The sequence below is a fragment of the Falsiroseomonas sp. genome, from assembly GCF_051860665.1.
GTDB lineage: Bacteria > Pseudomonadota > Alphaproteobacteria > Acetobacterales > Acetobacteraceae > Falsiroseomonas.
Map to the genome: position 1 here is coordinate 1 of NZ_JBHYDM010000036.1, position 19,592 is coordinate 19,592.

The 19,592-nt window shown below is 71.4% G+C and carries 17 protein-coding genes and 1 pseudogene; 16 read left to right on the top strand and 2 right to left on the bottom strand.

Features of this window, described 5'->3' with window-relative positions; translation table 11 throughout:
* The 16 genes and pseudogenes from ACTIF1_RS23130 to serA form a co-directional block, all read left to right on the top strand.
* Positions 1-573 (top strand): annotated as a pseudogene (locus ACTIF1_RS23130) (hypothetical protein); the annotation flags it as partial.
* Positions 570-1,937: a Tol-Pal system beta propeller repeat protein TolB gene (gene tolB / locus ACTIF1_RS23135; RefSeq protein WP_439598815.1), complete on the top strand. Its 1,368-nt coding sequence runs from the start codon at positions 570-572 to the stop codon at positions 1,935-1,937. The pseudogene ACTIF1_RS23130 and the gene tolB, both read left to right, overlap by 4 nt.
* Positions 1,938-2,084: 147 nt before the next feature.
* On the top strand, positions 2,085-2,564 hold the full coding sequence (gene pal / locus ACTIF1_RS23140; protein ID WP_439598816.1) for a peptidoglycan-associated lipoprotein Pal: 480 nt from the start codon (positions 2,085-2,087) through the stop codon (positions 2,562-2,564).
* Between the two features lie 199 nt (positions 2,565-2,763).
* A complete protein-coding gene (locus ACTIF1_RS23145; RefSeq protein ID WP_439598817.1) occupies positions 2,764-3,633 on the top strand; it encodes a tetratricopeptide repeat protein in 870 nt (289 codons plus the stop codon).
* A gap of 25 nt (positions 3,634-3,658) precedes the next feature.
* Entirely contained in the window at positions 3,659-4,927 is a 1,269-nt protein-coding gene (gene tilS, locus ACTIF1_RS23150; RefSeq protein ID WP_439598818.1) for a tRNA lysidine(34) synthetase TilS, read from the top strand.
* Positions 4,928-5,070: 143 nt separating this feature from the next.
* A complete protein-coding gene (gene ftsH, locus ACTIF1_RS23155; RefSeq protein ID WP_439598819.1) occupies positions 5,071-6,996 on the top strand; it encodes an ATP-dependent zinc metalloprotease FtsH in 1,926 nt (641 codons plus the stop codon).
* A gap of 178 nt (positions 6,997-7,174) precedes the next feature.
* On the top strand, positions 7,175-8,230 hold the full coding sequence (gene folP, locus ACTIF1_RS23160) for a dihydropteroate synthase (RefSeq protein ID WP_439598820.1): 1,056 nt from the start codon (positions 7,175-7,177) through the stop codon (positions 8,228-8,230).
* Between the two features lie 94 nt (positions 8,231-8,324).
* Positions 8,325-9,389, top strand: coding sequence for a D-xylose ABC transporter substrate-binding protein (gene xylF, locus ACTIF1_RS23165; RefSeq protein WP_439598821.1), 1,065 nt, complete (start codon positions 8,325-8,327; stop codon positions 9,387-9,389).
* Positions 9,390-9,460: 71 nt separating this feature from the next.
* Complete coding sequence (locus ACTIF1_RS23170; RefSeq protein ID WP_439598822.1) at positions 9,461-10,702, top strand: sugar ABC transporter permease; 1,242 nt, start codon at positions 9,461-9,463, stop codon at positions 10,700-10,702.
* Positions 10,699-11,469, top strand: a complete 771-nt coding sequence (locus ACTIF1_RS23175) for an ATP-binding cassette domain-containing protein (RefSeq protein WP_439598823.1) — start codon at positions 10,699-10,701, stop codon at positions 11,467-11,469. The genes ACTIF1_RS23170 and ACTIF1_RS23175 overlap by 4 nt, the downstream gene beginning before the upstream one ends.
* 35 nt (positions 11,470-11,504) lie before the next feature.
* Positions 11,505-12,896 (top strand): phosphoglucosamine mutase, encoded by a 1,392-nt coding sequence (glmM, locus tag ACTIF1_RS23180; RefSeq protein ID WP_439598824.1) that lies wholly within the window; start codon positions 11,505-11,507, stop codon positions 12,894-12,896.
* Entirely contained in the window at positions 12,893-13,717 is an 825-nt protein-coding gene (thiD, locus tag ACTIF1_RS23185; RefSeq protein WP_439598825.1) for a bifunctional hydroxymethylpyrimidine kinase/phosphomethylpyrimidine kinase, read from the top strand. Before glmM ends, thiD begins: the two co-directional genes overlap by 4 nt.
* Entirely contained in the window at positions 13,714-14,577 is an 864-nt protein-coding gene (locus ACTIF1_RS23190; RefSeq protein WP_439598826.1) for a PhzF family phenazine biosynthesis protein, read from the top strand. Before thiD ends, ACTIF1_RS23190 begins: the two co-directional genes overlap by 4 nt.
* Positions 14,574-15,662: a hypothetical protein gene (locus tag ACTIF1_RS23195; protein WP_439598827.1), complete on the top strand. Its 1,089-nt coding sequence runs from the start codon at positions 14,574-14,576 to the stop codon at positions 15,660-15,662. Before ACTIF1_RS23190 ends, ACTIF1_RS23195 begins: the two co-directional genes overlap by 4 nt.
* Positions 15,663-15,756: 94 nt before the next feature.
* Positions 15,757-16,929: a phosphoserine transaminase gene (locus tag ACTIF1_RS23200; RefSeq protein WP_439598828.1), complete on the top strand. Its 1,173-nt coding sequence runs from the start codon at positions 15,757-15,759 to the stop codon at positions 16,927-16,929.
* The gene (gene serA, locus ACTIF1_RS23205; protein ID WP_439598829.1) at positions 16,926-18,518 is read left to right on the top strand and encodes a phosphoglycerate dehydrogenase; all 1,593 of its coding nucleotides are present in this window, start codon (positions 16,926-16,928) and stop codon (positions 18,516-18,518) included. The genes ACTIF1_RS23200 and serA overlap by 4 nt, the downstream gene beginning before the upstream one ends.
* 41 nt (positions 18,519-18,559) lie before the next feature.
* On the opposite strand, the gene ACTIF1_RS23210 is transcribed toward serA, so the two are convergent.
* Complete coding sequence (locus ACTIF1_RS23210) at positions 18,560-18,874, bottom strand: hypothetical protein (protein WP_439598830.1); 315 nt, start codon at positions 18,872-18,874, stop codon at positions 18,560-18,562.
* Between the two features lie 181 nt (positions 18,875-19,055).
* On the bottom strand, positions 19,056-19,586 hold the full coding sequence (locus ACTIF1_RS23215) for a hypothetical protein (RefSeq protein ID WP_439598831.1): 531 nt from the start codon (positions 19,584-19,586) through the stop codon (positions 19,056-19,058).
* Between the last annotated feature and the right edge of the window lie 6 nt (positions 19,587-19,592).

Here is a 19,592-nt window from a genome sequence, read left to right on the forward strand (position 1 = left end):
GCACCCGCCAATGCGCCGCCGGCGCAGACCGCGGTGCCCCTGCCGCCGCCGCCCGCGCCCGCGCCGCCCACCCCGGTGACGCAGCCGGGCACCGGCTCCACGCCGCCCACCGCGCGGCCGGATGAGCGTTCGACCAGCGTGCTCAATACGCTGGAGCGCCTGCGCCAGCAGCAGGCCGCCAACCGTCCGCCGACGGCGCGCCCCTCCGCCCAGCCGGCGCGGCCGGCCGCGGCCGGCGGTGCGCCCAATGCCACCGATTCGCTCAATGCCGGCGAAAGGGCCGCGATCGGGGAACGGGTGGGGGAGTGCTGGCGCGTCGACCAGGGCATGCTGGGCCTGTCCGAGATGCGGGTCAGCCTGATCGCCATCGTGGATCGTGAAGGCGTGATCCGAAATGTGCTGCCGGGGCCCGATGGGGTGCCGAGCGAACCGCGCGCTCGCGCGCTATATGAGCAGGCGCGGCGCGCCCTGCGCGATCCGGCCTGCAGCCCGCTGCCGGTTCCGCCGGGCCGCCTGCAGGCGGGCGAAAACCGCTTCCAGTTCAATTTCTCGCCGAGGGGATTTCTGCGATGACTCTGCCGGGCTTCGGTTTCACGCGCCGCAGGGTTTTTGCCGGCGCCGGGGGCCTGGTTGTCGCCAGCCTGCTGCCCGACTTCGCGCTCGGCCAGGGCGCTTCCTCGACCACCGTCATCGACGTGACGCGGGCGCGGACGGATCCGGTGCCGATCGCGGTGCCGGACATGGCCGGCGCCAGCCCCGATGCGCAGCGCGTGGGCCGCGACATCGCGCGGGTGATCCAGGCCAATCTGCGCAATTCCGGCCTGTTCCGGCCGGTGGACCGGCAGGCCTTCATCCAGACGCCGGAACTGGCCGCCGCCAACCCGCGCTTCCAGGACTGGCGCGTGATCGGCGCCCATGCGCTGACCACCGGCCGGGTGGAGGCGACGGGCGACCGGCTGCGCGTCGAATTCCGGCTCTGGGACGTGCTCGCCGATACCCAGTTGCAGGGCACCGCCTTCACCGCGCCGGCCGCGCAGTGGCGCCGCATCGCGCATCTCATCAGCGACGTGATCTATGAGCGGCTGCTGGGCGAGAAGGGCTATTTCGACACCCAGATCGTCTATATCGCCGAAAGCGGCCCGCGCGACCGCCGCACGCGGCGCATGGCGCTGATGGACCAGGACGGCGAGAACCACCGCTTCCTGACCGATGGCAGCTTCCAGGCCCTGACGCCGCGCTTCCACCCGACCGCGCGCCAGGTCGCCTTCATGTCCTATTTCCGCAACCAGCCGCGAGTCTATCTGTTCAACCTGGACAGCGGCCAGCAGCAGGTCCTGGGCAGTTTTGGCGGCATGACCTTCAGCCCTCGCTTCGCCCCGGATGGACGCAGCGTGGTCCTGTCCGCCAGCCGGGGAGGCGACGCGAACATTTTCGTCGTCGACATCGCGAGCCGGCGGGAACGGCAGCTCACCTCCGGTGGGTCGCTCGATGTCTCGCCCTGCTATTCGCCGGATGGCACGCAGATCGTCTTCAACTCGGACCGCGGCGGCGACCAGCAGCTCTATGTCATGTCTGCCGATGGCGGCGGGGCGCGGCGGATCTCCTTCGGCAATGGGCGCTATGCCACCCCGGTCTGGTCGCCCCGCGGCGACCTCATCGCCTTCACCCGGATCAGCGGCGGGCAATTCGCCATCGGGGTGATGCGGCCGGATGGTTCGGGCGAGCGGATCCTGAGCGAGGGCTGGTCCATGGAAGGCCCGACCTTCGCGCCGAATGGCCGGGTGCTGGCCTTCTACCGGGAGACGGCGGCCCGCGACGCCCGCGGCGGCGGCTATTCCTCCCGCCTCGCGCAGATCGATATCGCCGGCTTCAACGAGCGGCAGATGGTGACGCCGACCGATGCCTCGGACCCGGCCTGGAGCCCGCTGCTTTCGTGACAAGATGTCAGTAACTGTTTCGGATGCAAGAAAGGGCCGCGACGGGCATTCTGCCTTGTTGCCGCCGCACGGATTGTTGACCATACCCCACATTCGGACCGTCCCCCGACTCGTCCGAAGCCAACCCCTGGAAGGATTCCGACTCCGATGAACACCAAGCTCCTCGGCGCCCTCGCCGCCGTGGCCCTGCTCGCTGCCTGCGGCAGCGGCACTGAGCAGTCCTCCGCTGCCACCGGCGGCGGCGCCGAGACGACCTCGAGCGGCCCCCGCCCCGGCAGCCAGGAAGACCTGGTGGCCAATATCGGCGACCGCGTGTTCTTCGACACCGATCGCAGCAGCGTCCGCGCCGACCAGCGCGTGGTGCTGGACCGCCAGGCCGGCTGGCTCGCCCGCTACCCGCAGGTGCAGGTGGCGGTCGAGGGTCATGCCGACGAGCGTGGCACCCGCGAATACAACCTGGCGCTCGGCCAGCGCCGCGCCAATGCGGCGCGCGACGTGCTGGTCGCCGGCGGCGTCGCCCCGGCCCGCATCGCCACCATCTCCTACGGCAAGGACCGCCCGGCCGCCCTCGGCTCCAACGAGCAGGCCTGGTCGCAGAACCGCCGCGCCGTCACGGTGGTGCGCTGAGCCTGCCGCGGGCCTTCGTCTGAAGGCCCGCAGGTCACCAGGGTCCGGAACGCCCTCCGCCGTCATCGGCAGGGGGCGTTTCGTCCTGGTCACGGCACTTCGTGCCGCAAGGTCACGGCACTTCGTTAAGCCGGGCCCTGGCCCCGGATGCGGCCGTGCCGTATCGGGGGGCTGCGCCACAGGCATGAAGGAGCTCGCCATGCGCCCATTCCGAACTGCCCTTCTGGCCCTCGGCCTCGCCGCCGCGCTGCTGCCGGCCCCGGTCCTTGCCCAGGTCGAGACGCGGGAGGGCATCGCCCTGCAGAACCAGATCCTGCAATTGCGGCAGGAGGTGGAGATGCTCCGCCGTGGCGGCGCCACCGCCATGCCGGCGCCGGTCCAGGCGCCCTCCGCCCTCGGCAGCCGTCCCGCCGCGCCGGGCGGCGCGCCGCAGGGCGAGCTGGTCGGCGCGCTGCTCGACCGCGTCTCCCGCCTCGAGGAGGATCTGCGCATCCTGCGCGGCCGCGCCGAGCAATCCGAATTCCGCGAGCGCACGCTGCAGGAGCGGCTGGAGAAGCTGGAAGGCGATATCGACTTCCGCCTGCAGCAGATCGAGGGCCAGCGCCAGGGCAGCGCCACGCCGCCCGCCCGCCCGCCGGTTGCCGCTGCCACGCCACCGGCCGGCGCTGCCCCCGCTGCCGCCCCGCGGCCGCCGCAGCGCGCTCTGGCGGAGGGCCAGGCGGCGCTCGGTCGGCGCGACTGGGCCGCGGCCGAGGCCGCGGCGCGGGAGGTGATCGCCGCCCGCGACACGGCGCGCGCGGCCGATGCGCAGATCCTGCTGGGCGATGCCCTGAACGGGAAGCGCGATTTCGCCGGCGCCGCGGTGGCCTATGACGATGCCTATCGCCGCGCCCCGCAGGGCAGCCGGGCGCCGGAGGCGATGCTGGGCGTCGCCACTGCGCTGATCGGCATGAACAACAATACCGTCGCCTGCGGCCAGCTGAATGACCTGCGCGGCAAGTTCCCCGCCCTGCGCGGCCCGGTGGCGGAGCGCGTGGCCGATGCCCGCCGCCGTGCCCAGTGCCGCTGAGGCTTTCGTCCGCAATTCGCTGACCGTGCCTGACGCGCCGCGCCCGGCGCGGGACTTCGGCGCCTGCATGGCGCCGCTCATGGCGCCGCTCATGGCGCCCCTGGGCCCCTTCGGCCCCACCCCCTTCATCCTGGCCGGCGTCTCCGGCGGTCCGCATAGCCTGGCGCTGGCGCTGCTGCTCGCGCGCTGGTGCGCCGCGCGGGGCGGCAGGCTGCTGGCCGGTATCGTCGACCATGGCCTGCGCGCCGAAAGCGCGGCGGAGGCGAAGGCCGTCGCCGGCTGGCTGGCGGCGCGGGGCATCGAAGCGCGCATCCTTCCGCTCGGCCTGGCCCCCGGTCCCGCGGCGCAGGCGCGCGCGCGAGAGGGCCGGCTGGCGGCGCTGCTGCGGCTGGCGGCGGCGGAAGGCGCCGGCTGGGTGGCGCTCGGCCAGCATCGGGCGGACCAGGCGGAGACGCTGCTGCTGCGCGGCCTGGCCGGCAGCGGCGCCGCCGGGCTGGCCGGCATGCCGGCCGCGCGCAGCGCCGGCGCAGCGCTGCTGATCCGCCCCCTGCTGGGCCTGGCCCCGGCGCGGCTGGAGGCGGTGGTGGCCGAGGCCGGGCTGGCGCCGCTGCGCGACCCCTCCAATGCCGATCCGCGCTTCACCCGTGCGCGGCTGCGCGCGGCGCTGGGCGATGCGGCGGGGCAGGGGCCGGCGGTGGCGGCGCTGGACCAGGCGGCGCGCGCCTTCGCGGCCCGGCGGGAGCGTCGGCAGCAGCAGGTGGCGGTGCGGCTGGCCGAAGCCGCAAGCCTTTCCGAATGGGGTTTTGCCCGACTCGACCTGGCGGCGCTCGGCCGGGACGGGGTGGCGGTCGCGGCGCTGGGCGGTCTGCTGCGGACGATCGGCGGCGCGGCCTATGCCCCGGGGGAGGCGGCGATCCGCCGGCTGCTGGCGCAGGGCGCCGGCACGCTGGGCGGGGCGCGACTGACCCGCCAGGGGCTTCTGCTGCGGGAGGCGGCGGCCATGGACCTGGCCGTGCCGGTCGCAGAGGGGGTCTTGTGGGATGGCCGATTCCGGGTGGAGGGGGCGGCCCCGCCCGGCCTCTGGCTGGGCGCGCTGGGCGCGGCCGCCTCCGGCCTGCCCCGCCCGCTTTGGCTGCCGGCCGCGGTGGCTGGGACCCTGCCGGCGGTCTGGCGGATCGATGCGGCTTCTCGCGACACTGTGCTGGCCGCGGTGCCCGCGCTGTCCTATCCTGCCGCCGAAACCAGCTTCGGCATCCGGTTGCGCTTCGCGCCGCTGGGCGGCGCAGGGGGTTGAGCGCAGGATTGCGGGCCGCCATCCACGATGTCTCAATGGATCGGGATGGAAGCTGGCGCTGGCGCACCTATCTGTGAGTGCGGTGCGGCCCATCTTCGCGGGCTCGCGAAGTCCAAATGGGGAAGCCCCAAAGGGATGCAAACGTGAACAATTTCGGCCGGAACCTGGCGCTCTGGGTCATCGTGGCGCTGCTGCTGGTGGCGCTGTTCAACCTGTTCCAGCCCTCGGGCGGCAACAGCCGGACGGCGCAGCAGGTGGCCTATTCGGACTTCCTGAATGAGGTGAACGCCGGCCATGTGCGCGACGTGACCATCCAGGGCCGGACGGTGACCGGGCAGCTCAATGATGGGCGCAGCTTCTCCACCTTCACGCCGGAGGACCCGCAGCTGGTCAGCCGCCTGACGGATCGTGGCGTGCGCGTCGTCGCGCGGCCCGAGGAGAGCGACGTCAACCCGCTGTTCCAGATCCTGATCTCCTGGTTCCCGATGCTGCTGCTGATCGGCGTCTGGATCTTCTTCATGCGCCAGATGCAGGGCGGCGGCGGCCGCGCCATGGGTTTTGGGAAATCCAAGGCCAAGCTGCTGACCGAGAAGCAGGGGCGGGTGACCTTCGACGATGTCGCGGGCATCGAGGAAGCGAAGTCCGAGCTCGAGGAAATCGTCGAGTTCCTGCGTGACCCCCAGAAGTTTCAGCGGCTCGGCGGCAAGATCCCGAAGGGCGTGCTGCTGGTGGGCCCGCCGGGTACCGGCAAGACTCTGCTGGCGCGCTCCATCGCGGGTGAAGCCAATGTTCCCTTCTTCACCATCTCGGGCTCCGACTTCGTCGAGATGTTCGTGGGCGTCGGCGCCAGCCGCGTCCGCGACATGTTCGAGCAGGGCAAGAAGAACGCCCCCTGCATCATCTTCATCGATGAGATCGATGCCGTGGGCCGTCACCGCGGCGCCGGCCTCGGCGGCGGCAATGACGAGCGCGAGCAGACGCTGAACCAGATGCTGGTTGAGATGGACGGCTTCGAATCCAACGAGGGCGTCATCATCATAGCGGCCACCAACCGGCCGGACGTGCTGGACCCCGCGCTGCTGCGCCCGGGCCGCTTCGACCGCCAGGTGGTGGTACCGAACCCCGACGTGAATGGCCGCGAGAAGATTCTGCGGGTCCATATGCGGAAGGTGCCGCTGGCCTCCGACGTGGAGCCGAAGACCATCGCGCGCGGCACGCCGGGTTTTTCTGGCGCCGACCTCGCCAACCTGGTGAACGAGGCGGCGCTGCTGGCGGCGCGCACCGGGCGCCGCACTGTGGGCATGGCGGAGTTCGAGGCGGCCAAGGACAAGGTCATGATGGGGGCGGAGCGCCGCAGCCTCGTCATGTCCGAGGATGAGAAGCGGATGACCGCCTATCACGAGGCGGGCCACGCCCTGGTCGCGATGCACGAGCCGGAATGCGACCCCGTCCACAAGGCCACCATCATCCCGCGCGGTCGCGCGCTGGGCCTGGTGATGTCCCTGCCGGCCGGTGACCGCTATTCGAAGCACAAGTCCAAGATGAAGGCCGAGCTCGCCATGGCGATGGGCGGCCGCGTCGCGGAGGAGCTGATCTTCGGCCCGGACAAGGTCTCGAATGGCGCCTCGGGCGACATCAAGATGGCGACCGACCAGGCCCGCCGGATGGTGACCGAATGGGGCATGTCCGAGAATCTCGGCATGATCGCCTATGGCTCGAACGACCAGGAGGTCTTCCTGGGCCATAGCGTGACCCAGTCGAAGAACCTGTCGGAGGAGACGGCGCGGAAGATCGATGGCGAGATCCGCTCCATCATCGACGCCGCCTATGCCCGCGCCACCAAGGTCCTGTCCGAGAACATCGACGAGCTGCACCTGCTGGCCAAGGGCCTGCTGGAGCACGAGACGATCTCCGGCGACGAGATCAAGCAGATCATCAAGGGCGAGCCGATCGTGCGGCTCCGCCCGGATGAGCCGGTGAACCAGGGCCGCGGCAGCGTGCCGACCAGCGGCCGCCCGACCCCGCGCCCGAGCGCGGGTCCGGGCCTGGCGCCGCAGCCGGGCACCTGATCCCCGCCCCACCCGGAACCGAGGCAGCGGCCCGCGCGAGCGGGCCGTTGTCATGTCCGGCGCCCGTGGCCTGCGGGAGCCCGGGCGTTGAATCGCACTCCCCTGACGCCAGGGGAAGCTTTGCCCCGGCGCGGGGCCGGGGCATCGTCGCCCGCCATCGCACCGGGGGCCGCGAGTCGTGACGGAAACATGGGTCGAGCCGCTCGGCTTGATCGAGGGCCAGGCCGCCGCCGCCGCCCAGGCGGCGGACCTGGCGCTGCCGCTGGCCGGCGGCCCGCTGGCCTTCACCCTGGTTCGGCTGATCGGCCCGGATGCCCCGGCCGGCCCGCTGCCGCTCGCCGAGGTGCCGGATCGCTGGCAGCCCCAGGTGCTCGCCCTGACCCGCCCCCTGCCGCGCTTCGCCGGGCTGGACATGCCCTCGGACTGCGGGCGGCCGCTGGTCATGGGCATCGTCAATGTCACGCCGGACAGTTTCTCCGATGGAGGGCGCGGCATCGCCGAATCCATCGCCGCCGGCCATGCCATGCTGGCGGCCGGGGCGGATCTGCTGGATATCGGTGGCGAGTCCACCCGGCCCGGTTCCCAGCCCGTGCCACCGGAGGAGGAATGCCGCCGCGTGCTGCCGGTGATCCGGGAGCTCGCCAAGGCGGCCACCATCAGCGTCGATACCCGCAATGCCGCCACCATGCTGGCGGCGCTGGAGGCCGGCGCCGAGATCGTCAACGACATCACCGCGCTGCGCCACGATCCGGCCGCGGCGCGGGTGCTGGCGCGGTCCGAGGCCAGCGTCATCCTGATGCATATGCTGGGCGAGGATCCCCGCACCATGCAGCAGGACCCGCGCTACGGCGACGTGGCGCTGGAGGTGGCGCAATTCCTGGCCGACCGGGTGGCGGCGGCGGAGCGGATGGGGCTGCGGCGGGACCGGCTGGCCGTCGACCCCGGCATCGGCTTCGGCAAGCGCATGCCGCACAACCTGGCCCTGATCGAGCGCCTGCCGCTGCTGGCGGGCCTCGGCTGCCCCATCGTCTTCGGCGCCAGCCGCAAGCGCTTCCTGGGCAGGCTCTCGGGCGTCGAGGCGCCGGCGGCGCGGGTTTCGGCCTCGGTCGCCGCGGCGCTCGCGGGGGCGTCGCGGGGGGCGGCGATGGTCCGTGTGCATGACGTGGCGGAGACGGTGCAGGCCCTGTCCGTCTGGCGCGCCCTCTCGGGCGGCGCGGAGGAGGAGGAAGACTGACCCGGACCCCACACGGCGCTTGACGTCCGCGTATACGATGGCGGAGGCTTCCCCCAAGAATGGCCCGGAAGGCCATGCGCGAAGGGAGCGGAGCATGTCGGAGATCAAGCAGGGGTTTTCGCGCCGGGTGATCCTCGGCGCAGGTCTGGCCACGCCCTTCCTGGGCCGTGGCGTCGGGGCGCAGGGCAGGGGCCCCGTGGTCGGCGTCTCCTGGTCCAATTTCCAGGAGGAGCGCTGGAAGACCGATGAGGCGGCGATCCAGGCGGCGCTGCGGGAGGGCGGTGGCAGCTACCTCTCGGCCGATGCGCAATCCTCGCCCGCCAAGCAGCTGACCGATGTGGAAAGCCTGCTGGCGCGCGGCGCCCGCGCGCTGATCATCCTGGCGCAGGATGCCGCCGCCATCCGCCCCGCCGTGCAGAAGGCGATCGATGAGGGCGTGCCGGTGGTGGCCTATGACCGGCTGATCGAGATGCCGGAGGTCTTCTACCTGACCTTCGACAATGTCGAGGTCGGCCGCATGATGGCGCGCAGCGTCCTGTCGCAGAAGCCGGAGGGCAACTACGCCTTCATCAAGGGCAGCTCCGCCGACCCCAATGCGGATTTCCTGTTCCGCGGCAGCATGGAGGTGCTGAAGCCCCATATCGATTCGGGGCGCATCCGCAATGTGGGGGAGGCCTATACCGATGGCTGGCTGCCCGCCAATGCGCAGCGGAACATGGAGCAGATGCTGACCCGCAATTCCAACCGCATCGATGCGGTGGTGGCGGCGAATGACGGCACGGCAGGCGGCGCCATCGCGGCGCTGGCGGCGCAGGGCCTGGCGGGCAGCGTGCCGGTTTCCGGCCAGGATGCGGACCGCGCGGCGCTGAACCGCATCGCCCAGGGCACGCAGACCGTGACCATCTGGAAGGATTCGCGCGACCTCGGCAAGAATGCGGCGGAGATCGCGCTGCGGCTGGCCGGCGGGGCGCGGCTGGCGCAGGTGCCGGGCGCGGTGCAGTGGAACGAGGGGCCGCAGCGGCGCGCGATGACGGCGCGCTTCCTGACGCCGGTGCCGATCACGCGGGACAATCTCGGCCTGATCATCGAGGCGAACTGGGCGCCGAAGGCCGCGGTCTGCCAGGGGGTGCCGGCGGGGCGGGTGCAGGCCTGCAATTGAGGCGCGCGGTGCGGGCCCCCACCCCGACCCTCCCCCGCGATGCGGGGGAGGGAGAAGAGCGGCGCGATTGAATGCGGCAGCTTGAGATAGACCCGCGGCTGGTGGGCATGCTGGCCGCGCTGGCGGCCATCTGGGTGGGGTTCGACCTGCTCTCGGGCGGCGCCTTCCTGACGCCGCGGAACCTCTGGAACCTTTCCGTCCAGACCGCCTCCATCGGCATCATGGCCTGCGGCATGGTGCTGGTGATCGTGACGCGGAACATCGACCTCTCGGTCGGCGCCATCCTCGGCTTCGTCGGCATGGTGGTCGGCGTGGCGCAGGCGCGCTGGCTGCCGGAGGTGCTGGGGCTGGAGCATCCGGCGACCGCCTTCCTCGTCGTGGCGCTGGGCATCGGCCTCGGCGGGCTGATCGGGCTGCTGCAGGGGGGGCTGGTCGCCTATCTCGGCATTCCCTCCTTCATCGTCACGCTGGGCGGGCTGCTGGTCTGGCGCGGCAGCGCCTGGTGGGTGACGCAGGGGCAGACCGTCGCGCCGATGGATGGCCGCTTCCGCATGCTGGGCGGCGGCATCCAGGGGGCCATCGGGGCCAATGCCTCCTGGATCCTGGCCGCGCTCGCATGCCTCGCCATCGTCGCCGGCATGGCCATGCTGCGCCGCCGGCGGCTGGCCTTCGGCTTCCCGGTGCGGCCGGGCTGGGCAGAGGGGGTGCTGATGGGCCTGTCCTGCCTTGCGGTGCTCGGCGCCGTCGCGGTGGCCAATGCCTATCCCATCCCGCCCGGGGTGGCGCGCCGGATGGCGGAGGCGCAGGGCATCCCCTGGCCGGAGGGTGGCCTCTTCATCGCCCATGGCCTGGCACTGCCGGTGATCGTGGCGCTCGGCGTCGGCATCGCCATGACGGTGCTGGCCACCCGCACCCGCTTCGGCCGCTACGTCTTTGCGATTGGCGGCAATCCGGAGGCGGCTGAGCTGTCCGGCGTCAATACGCGGCGCACGCTGATGCTGGTCTTCGGGCTGATGGGCGCCTTGGCCGGGCTTTCGGCCTGCATCGCGACGGCGCGGCTGAATGCGGCCACCAATGCGGCGGGCACGCTGGATGAGCTTTATGTGATCGCGGCGGCCGTCATCGGCGGCACCTCGCTCGCCGGCGGCCTGGGCTCGGTGGCCGGCGCCATGCTCGGCGCCCTGGTGATGCAGTCGCTGCAATCCGGCATGGTGCTGCTGGGCGTGGATACGCCCTTGCAGAATATCGTGGTGGGGCTGGTGCTGGTCTTCGCCGTCTGGCTGGACGGTGCCTGGCGGAGGCGGCTGCGATGACCCCACTCGTCCAGATGCGCGACATCTCCATCGCCTTCGGCGGCATCAAGGCGGTGGATGGCGTCTCCGTCGACCTGATGCCCGGCGAGGTGGTGGCCCTCCTCGGCCATAACGGTGCCGGCAAGTCGACGCTGATCAAGATCCTGTCGGGCGCCTATCGCGCGGATGCCGGGGAGATCCTGGTGGAGGGGCAGCCGGCGGATATCACCACCCCACGCGACGCTAAGCGCCATGGCATCGAGACGATCTACCAGACCCTCGCTTTGGCCGATAATGTGGATGCCGCCGCCAATATCTTCCTGGGGCGGGAGATCACGACGCGCTGGGGCATGCTGGACGACGCCACCATGGAGTCGGAAACGCGCAAGGTGATGGCGCGCCTGAACCCCAATTTCCGGCGCTTCAAGGAACCTGTCCGCGCCCTGTCCGGCGGCCAGCGCCAATCGGTCGCCATCGCGCGCGCCATCCATTTCAACGCCCGCATCCTCATCATGGACGAGCCGACGGCCGCCCTCGGCCCGGCCGAGACGGCGCAGGTGGGGGAGCTGGTGCGGCAGTTGAAGGCGCAGGGCATTGGCATCTTCCTGATCAGCCACGATATCCATGACGTCTTCGACCTGGCCGACCGGGTCAGCGTGATGAAGAACGGCCGCCTGGTCGGCACCGCCCGCACGGCCGATGTCACCAAGGACGAGGTGCTGGGCATGATCATCCTGGGCAAATGTCCGTCAGCCGCCCAGCGCGGCCCGGGGGCGATGCCGGAGTAGATTTCAAACCCGGCCCCGGCCGCTATAAGCGGGGGATGACCGCACCCACCCGCAGGCTCTTCGGCACCGATGGCATCCGAGGCACGGCGAACAAGCCGCCCATGGATGCCGGCACCGCACTCCGCCTCGGCCAGGCCGCCGGGCGCTTCTTCAACCGCGGCACGCACAAGCACCGCGTCGTCATCGGCAAGGATACGCGCCTCTCCGGCTATATGCTGGAGCCCGCCATGACGGCGGGCTTCGTCGGCGCCGGCATGGATGTGGTGCTGGTCGGGCCCCTGCCGACGCCGGCGATCGCCATGCTGACCCGCAGCCTGCGCTGCGACCTCGGCGTGATGATCTCGGCCAGCCACAACCCCTACGAGGATAACGGCATCAAGCTGTTCGGCCCGGACGGGCTGAAGCTGTCCGATGCGCAGGAGGCCGAGATCGAGGCGCTGATGGATGCGCCGAACTTTCTCGAATCCCTCGCGGCCCCCGGCAAGCTGGGCCGCGCCAGCCGGCTGGACGATGCGCCGGGCCGCTATATCGAGGCCGCCAAGGCCGCCTTCCCGCGTGGCCGCAGCCTGGAGGGGCTGCGCATCGCCGTCGATTGCGCGCATGGCGCCGCCTACAAGGTGGCGCCGACCGTGCTCTGGGAGCTGGGGGCGGAGGTGGTCTCCATCGGCGTGTCCCCCGATGGCTTCAACATCAACCGTGATTGCGGCGCGACCGCCCCGCAGCGGCTGGGGGAGCTGGTGCGGGAACGCCGGGCCGATCTCGGCATCGCGCTGGATGGCGATGCGGACCGGCTGGCGCTGTGTGACGAGCAGGGCCGCATCATCGATGGCGACCAGATCCTGGCCACCATCGCCGGCGCCTGGCAGCGGGAGGGCAAGCTGACGGGCGGCGGCGTGGTCGCCACCGTCATGTCCAACCTGGGGCTGGAGCGGCATCTGGAGGGCCTGGGCCTGAAGCTGCACCGCACCAAGGTCGGCGACCGCTATGTCGGCGAGAGGATGCGGGAGGCCGGCTGCAACCTGGGTGGGGAGCAGTCGGGCCATGTGATTCTCTCGGATTTCGCGACCACCGGCGACGGGCTGTTTGCCGCGCTGCAGGTGCTGGCGCTGCTGGTGGAGGAGAAGCGCCCGGCCAGCGAGGTGTGCCGCCGCTTCACGCCCATGCCGCAGCTTCTGGAGAATATCCGCTACACCGGCACCTCCCCGCTCGCCGATGCGGAGGTCTCCAAGGCCATCGCGGCGGCGGGCGAGAAACTCGGCAATCGCGGCCGCGTGCTGGTGCGCGCCTCGGGCACGGAGCCGCTGATCCGGGTGATGGCGGAGGCCGAGGATGCGGCGGAGATGCGGCGCACGGTGGCGGAGCTGTCTGCCCTGATCCGCGCGCGCGCCGCGGCGGGTGCCTTGAAGAAGGCGGCTGCGGCGGAATGAGCGGGGCGAAGGGCCGGGTTCTGATTTGTGCCGGATCGGATTCCGGCGGCGGGGCGGGCATCCAGGGCGATATCAAGACCGTCACCGCGCTGGGGGGCTATGCCGCCACGGCGGTCACGGCGCTGACGGCGCAGAACACGCTGGGCGTGCAGGATGTGCTGGGCGTGCCGCCCGCTTTCATCCGGCTGCAGATCCGCATGGTGCTGGAGGATCTCGGCGCGGATGCCATCAAGACCGGCATGCTGGCCGATGCCGCCACCATCGAGGCGGTGTGTGATGCGCTGGCCGAGCATGGCGCCGGCATCCCGCTGGTGGCGGATCCGGTGATGGTGGCGAAGGGCGGGCATCGGCTTCTGGCGGAGGATGCCGTGGCCACGCTGACGGTACGCCTGCTGCCGATGGCCGCGCTGATCACGCCCAACCTGCCGGAGGCCGAGGCTTTTGTCGGCTTCCCCGTCACCGACGTGCCCACGATGCATCGCGCCGCGGATGCGTTTTTGCGCATGGGCGTGCGCGCCGTGCTGGTGAAGGGCGGGCATCTGGAGGGCGAGGTGCTGACCGACCTGCTGGCGACCGCCGAGGGCACCGAGATCTTCGAAAGCCCCCGCATCGCCAGCACCAGTACGCATGGCACCGGCTGCACCCTGGCCTCCGCCATCGCCTGTGGCCTGGCGCAGGGGATGACGCTGCGGGATTCGGTGCGCCGCGCCCGCGCCTATGTGCAGGCCGCCATGCGCGCCGCACCCGGGCTGGGGCAGGGACATGGACCGCTCGGCCATGGCATCACCATGGATCCCTCCCGCCTGGAGACCCTGCCGTGAGGCGCTTCGACTTCGTCACCGTGGACGTCTTCACCGACCGCCGTTTCGGCGGCAACCAGCTTGCCGTCTTCCCCGATGCGCGCGGCATGACGGATGCGGAAATGCAGGCGCTGGCGGCGGAGTTCAATCTTTCCGAGACCACCTTCGTCCTGCCGCCCGAAAGCCCGGCCAATACCGCGCGCGTGCGCATCTTCACCCGGCACTACGAGATGCCTTTCGCCGGTCATCCCAATGTCGGCACCGGCTTCGTGCTGCGCGACCGCGCGGTGGGGGGCCTGCTGCGCTTCGAGGAGATCGCCGGCCTGGTCGAGGTGAAGGTGGAGGGCACCGAGACCACCATTGCCGCGCCGCAGCCGCTGACCCTGGATGTGAAAGTTCCGGCCGCGCTGGTCGCCCGCGCCGCGGGGCTGGCGGAGGCCGATATCGTGACGGCGCGCCATGCGCCGATCCGCGCCGGCACCGGCAATTTCTTCGTCATCGCGGAAGTGACGCCGGAGGCGCTGACCCGTGCCCAGCCCGACTTCGCCGGTTTCCGCGCGGGGCTGGAGGCGGTGCCGCAGCTTGCCGGGCGCTTCGCGCTCTATCTCTATGCGCCGCAGGGCCGCGACGTGCGCGCGCGGATGTTCGCGCCGCTCGGCGGCACGGTGGAGGATGCGGCGACCGGCAGCGCGGCGACGCCGCTGGCCGCCCTGCTGCTGAAACTCTCGGGCGAGGAGCAGGGCGCCTGGGACATCACCCAGGGCGTCGAGATGGGCCGCCCGAGCCTGCTGCGCACCACCGCCCGCCGCGCGGCGGATGGCATCCGCGCCACGGTCGGTGGCGGCTGCGTGCCGGTGCTGCGCGGCGAGGTGACGCTGTGAGCGGCACGCGCAAGCCGCGCAGCCCCAAGGCCAAGGGCGCCATTCCGGCCGGCGCCGCGCCGATCGACGCGCCGGCGCTGGCCGCCCCCAGCGAGCCCGCGCCGCCGCCCGCGGCCGCGCCGGTGGTCGCCGCCGTGCCGGTACCGGCCGCGCCGCCCGGACTCGCGCATCTGCCGCTGCCGCTGCTGGTGCTGCCGATGGGCCTGGGCGGGATGGGCCTCGCCTGGCGGGAGGCGGCCGCGAGTCTCGGCGCGCCGGCCGTGATCGGGGAGGCGGTGCTGCTGCTGGCGGCGCTGGTCTGGCTGGTGGTGGTGGCCGGCCAGGCGGCGCGGGCATGGCTGTATCCGGACGCCATGCTGGCCGAGCTGCGCCACCCGGTGCGCGTCGCCTTCGCCGCCACGCCGACGGTGGGGCTGATGATCCTGGCCGGTGCCGCCTTCCCGCATGCGCCGGGTTTTGGCGCCGGGCTGTGGTGCGTGGCGGTGGCGCTGCACCTGGTAGTGGCGATGCTGCTGCTGCGCCGCGTGCTGGCCGGGCGGGGAGAGGTGGCCATGCTGGCGCCGCCGCTGCTGGTGCCCTTCGTCGGCAATATCCTGGCCCCCGTCTTCGGCGCGCGCATGGGATTTCATGACGCCTCCTGGATGATGTTCGGCGTGGGCACGGTGCTCTGGCTCGCGGCGCTGCCCCTGCTGCTGCACCGGCTGATCGCCGGCCCCCCGCTGCCGCTCGCCATGCGGCCCAGCATCGCGATCTTCCTGGCGCCGCCCGCGGTGGGCGCCTTGGCGGTGGCCGCGCTGACCGGGGAACGGCACAGCCTGGCGCTCGCCTTCACCGGCGTGGCGCTGCTGGTGGCGGCCGCGCTGCTCTCGCTCGCGCGGGAATTGGCGCGGGTGCCCTTCAGCCTGACCTGGTGGGGCGTCACCTTCCCCTCCGCCGCCTTCGCCGTGATGCTGATGGTGCAGGGGTTCCACCCGGTCTTCGGCTGGCTGGCGCTGGCGCTGAACACCGGCCTCACCGGCTGGGTCACCTGGCGCACCGCGATGGCGGCGCGGGCCGGCGTCTTCCTGCGGCCCGAGGCGCATTGACTTGATGCTTGCGCGGTCCGCGGCGGGGGTCTAACCCTCGCGGCGGGCCACGCTCCCCCACCGGAGCGCATTCGCTTCTGGAAGGGAGCCGCATATGACCGCCAAGCCGGACCTGCGTCCGTCGAATCCCCGATTCTCCTCTGGTCCCTGTGCCAAGCGCCCTGGCTGGTCGCTGGCCGCGCTGGACGGCGCGCTGCTGGGGCGCAGCCATCGCGCCAAGGACCCCAAGGCCAAGCTGGCCGAGGCCATTGATCTGTCGAAATCCATCCTCGGCATGCCGAAGGATTGGCGGCTGGGCATCGTGCCGGCCTCCGATACCGGCGCGGTGGAGATGGCGCTGTGGTCGCTGCTCGGGCCGCGCGGCGTCGATATCCTGGCCTGGGAATCATTCTCCAAGGACTGGGCGACGGATGTCACCAAGCAGTTGCGCCTGACCGATGTGAAGGTGATCTCGTCCGGCTATGGCCAGCTGCCGGACCTCGCGCAGGTCGACAAGGCGCGCGACCTCGTCTTCGTCTGGAACGGCACCACCAGTGGCGTGCGCCTGCCGAATGCCGATTTCATCGCGGATGACCGCGAGGGCCTTGCCATCTGCGACGCCACCTCCGCCGCCTTCGCCATGGAGCTGCCTTGGCACAAGCTGGATGTGGTGACCTGGTCCTGGCAGAAGGTGCTGGGTGGCGAGGCCGCGCATGGCATGCTGGCGCTCTCGCCCCGCGCCGTCGCCCGCCTCGAATCCCACAAGCCCGCCTGGCCCATGCCGAAGATCTTTCGCATGACCAAGGACGGCAAGCTGAACGAGGGAATCTTCAAGGGCGAGACGATCAACACCCCCTCCATGCTGTGTGTGGAAGACGCGATCGACGGGCTGCGCTGGGCCGAAAGCGTGGGCGGGCTGAAGGGTCTCGTCGCGCGTTCGGAAGCGAACCTTGCCGCCATCGCCGATTGGGTCGCCGGCAGCGACTGGGCCGCCTTCCTGGCCGATGACGCGGCGACGCGCTCCTGCACCTCCATCTGCCTGAAGATCGTGGCGCCGTGGTTCACGGCGCTCGATGCCGAGGGCCAGGCGGCGGTGGCGAAGAAGCTCTCCGGCATGCTGGAGAAGGAAGGCGTCGCGCTCGACGCCGCAAACTACCGCGACGCCCCGCCGGGCCTCCGCATCTGGGGCGGCGCCACGGTGGAGACCAGCGACATCAAGGCGCTGCTGCCCTGGCTCGACTGGGCTTTTGCGAGCATTGCCGCCGAGCAGAAGGGCAAGGCGGCATGAGCGCGCCCAAGGTTCTGATCAGCGACAAGCTCTCGCCGGCCGCCATCGCCATCTTCCAGCGCCGCGGCATCGAGGTGGATTTCAAGCCCGGCCTGAAGCCGGCCGAACTGCGCGAAATCATCGGCAACTACGATGGCCTCGCGATCCGCAGCGCCACCAAGGTGACTCGCGAAGTGCTGGAGGTCGCGACGCGGCTGAAGGTGGTGGGGCGTGCCGGCATCGGCGTCGACAATGTCGATGTATCGAGCGCCACCGCGCGCGGCGTCGTCGTGATGAACACGCCGCATGGCAACGCCATCACCACGGCGGAACACGCCATCGCGATGATCTTCGCCCTCGCGCGGCAGCTGCCGGAGGCCTCGGCCTCCACCAAGGCGGGCAAGTGGGAAAAGAACCGCTTCATGGGCGTCGAGGTCTCCGGCAAGACGCTCGGCCTCATCGGCGCCGGCAATATCGGCAGCATCGTCGCCAATCGCGCGGTGGGGCTGCATATGAAGGTCATCGCCTTCGACCCCTTCCTGTCGGAGAAGCGGGCGGTGGAGCTGGGCGTGGAGAAGGTGGACCTCGACACGCTGGTGGCGCGCGCCGATTTCATCACGCTGCACGCGCCCTATACCGAGCAGACGAAGAACATCCTGAACCGCGAGCGCATCTTCGCCATGAAGAAGGGCGCCCGCCTCATCAACTGCGCCCGTGGCGGCCTGGTGGATGAGACGGCGCTGTTCGAGGCGCTGCAATCCGGGCACCTGGCCGGCGCAGCACTCGATGTCTTCGAGGTGGAGCCCGCGACGGACAGCCCGCTCTTCGGCCTGGAGAACGTCGTCTGCACGCCGCATCTGGGCGCGGCGACCGCCGAGGCGCAGGAGAATGTGGCGCTGCAGGTGGCGGAGCAGATGAGCGACTTCCTGCTCACCGGCGCCGTCTCCAACGCCATCAATATGCCGAGCGTGACCGCGGAGGAAGCGCCGCGGCTGCGCCCGTACATGGAGCTCGCCCGCCTGCTCGGCGCGCTCTCCGGCCAGCTCACGGCCGCGCAGGGCGAGGAGATCAAGGCGATCCATGTGGCCTATGAGGGCCAGGCGGCGGAGCTGAACCAGCGCCCGCTGACCGCCGCCGCGCTGGCCGGCGTGCTGACGCCGATGATGGGCGCGGTGAACATGGTCAACGCCCCCGTGGTGGCCCGCGAACGCGGCATCGAGGTCGCGGAGACGGTGCTGGAGCGCAGCGGCGACTATGCCACGCTGGTGCGCGTGACGGTGGTGACGGAGGCGCTGCGCCGTTCCGTCGCCGGCACCCTGGTCGGCACCGGCAAGCCGCGGCTGGTGGAGATCAAGGACATCGCGGTGGAGGCCGATTTCGCGCCCCACATGCTCTATGTGACCAACCAGGACCGCCCCGGCTTCATCGGCCGCTTCGGCACCACCCTGGCCGAGGCTGGAATCAATATCGCGACCTTCCACCTCGGGCGGAATGCGCCGGGCGGCGACGCCATCTGCCTGGTGGGGCTGGATGCGCCGGTGCCGGAGCAGGTGCTGGCGACCGTGCGCGCCCTGCCGCTGGTGGTGCGGGCAACGCCGCTGGCCTTCTGAACGCCGTCGGCCCGGTGGTTCGCACCACCGGGCCGATCGCCTCAGGCGGCGGACTTGTTCAGCGCGTCGCCCAGGTTCTTGATCTGCTCGGCCTTCGCGCCCTCGGCCCGGCCGGCCATCTTCACCGTCGCGTCGCCGAGCGCGCCGACCAGCTTCTTCACCGCCTCGCCGTCGATCTCCTCCGACTGGATCAGCTTCTTCAGCCGTTCCAGGTCGCGGACGATGCCCTTGGCGCCGGGCGTCTCGACGCTCTCCAGGGTCTTCTCCCAGCCCTCGATATTCTTCACCGCGGCGCTGATGGTGAAGCCTTTCACGCCCTCGGTGATATGCTTGATGGTCGCTGCGAACTGCGGCATGGCCGATGTCTCCCTCAGGCGGCGCGGGCTGCGCCGGTGCTGGGACAGCGCATCTTCCGCAGGCTGGTTGCCTGGGCTTATTTTCCGCGACGAGGTCTTGCGGAAGACTGGATCGACCCACGCGAATGAACCGGATTTGCTTGCGGCGACTTGCTTTTTCTGCAGCCGTTACGGCTACAATTCAGCTGCTTCGCGCGGTGCCATCCAGCCGGCGGATCTCGGCATAGGCTGCCGCCGCGGCCTCCGCCACGCGCGGCAGCCGGGGCAGGGTGGCAAGCCGGGCCAGGGTGGCCTGCGGGCCAAGCGGGAAGTCCGCCCCGGTCAGCGCCGCCTCCGCGCGTGCCGGCCGGCCCTGGTCCAGCGCCAGGGCAGCGTCGCGCAGCGCGGCGATGACGGAGGCGGGCGGCGCCGCCGGGCTGATGCCGATCGCCTGGCGCAGCTCCGCCACGCCCTGGCCGGTCGCCTGCAAGGCGGGGCCGGAGGCCTCGTGCCGGTAGCGCGGATCGGTCCGCAGCGCATCCGCCACCACCTCCAGCTGCACGGCCGCCCGCGCCGCCTGGGCCGGGTTGCCGGCGAGGCGTGAGGTATCGGCCAGCCACCAGGGGGCGGAGAGTGCGGCGCCGCGCACCGGGTCGCCGAAGCCGCCCAGGTGCTGCGCCGCGGGATCGGCGCAGGCGGCGAGGAGAAGCAGGGGCAGAAGGGCGAGGCGCATGGGCCG

What these genes read in the sequence shown, in the direction of transcription:
- ACTIF1_RS23170 (WP_439598822.1), top strand. Translation starts at nt 9,461, where the DNA reads ATGCGGCAGCTTGAGATAGACCCGCGGCTGGTGGGCATGCTGGCCGCG.
- ACTIF1_RS23215 (WP_439598831.1), bottom strand. Translation starts at nt 19,586, where the DNA reads ATGCGCCTCGCCCTTCTGCCCCTGCTTCTCCTCGCCGCCTGCGCCGAT.
- thiD (WP_439598825.1), top strand. Translation starts at nt 12,893, where the DNA reads ATGAGCGGGGCGAAGGGCCGGGTTCTGATTTGTGCCGGATCGGATTCC.
- pal (WP_439598816.1), top strand. Translation starts at nt 2,085, where the DNA reads ATGAACACCAAGCTCCTCGGCGCCCTCGCCGCCGTGGCCCTGCTCGCT.
- tolB (WP_439598815.1), top strand. Translation starts at nt 570, where the DNA reads ATGACTCTGCCGGGCTTCGGTTTCACGCGCCGCAGGGTTTTTGCCGGC.
- serA (WP_439598829.1), top strand. Translation starts at nt 16,926, where the DNA reads ATGAGCGCGCCCAAGGTTCTGATCAGCGACAAGCTCTCGCCGGCCGCC.
- ACTIF1_RS23145 (WP_439598817.1), top strand. Translation starts at nt 2,764, where the DNA reads ATGCGCCCATTCCGAACTGCCCTTCTGGCCCTCGGCCTCGCCGCCGCG.
- glmM (WP_439598824.1), top strand. Translation starts at nt 11,505, where the DNA reads ATGACCGCACCCACCCGCAGGCTCTTCGGCACCGATGGCATCCGAGGC.
- ACTIF1_RS23175 (WP_439598823.1), top strand. Translation starts at nt 10,699, where the DNA reads ATGACCCCACTCGTCCAGATGCGCGACATCTCCATCGCCTTCGGCGGC.
- ACTIF1_RS23200 (WP_439598828.1), top strand. Translation starts at nt 15,757, where the DNA reads ATGACCGCCAAGCCGGACCTGCGTCCGTCGAATCCCCGATTCTCCTCT.
- ACTIF1_RS23210 (WP_439598830.1), bottom strand. Translation starts at nt 18,874, where the DNA reads ATGCCGCAGTTCGCAGCGACCATCAAGCATATCACCGAGGGCGTGAAA.
- xylF (WP_439598821.1), top strand. Translation starts at nt 8,325, where the DNA reads ATGTCGGAGATCAAGCAGGGGTTTTCGCGCCGGGTGATCCTCGGCGCA.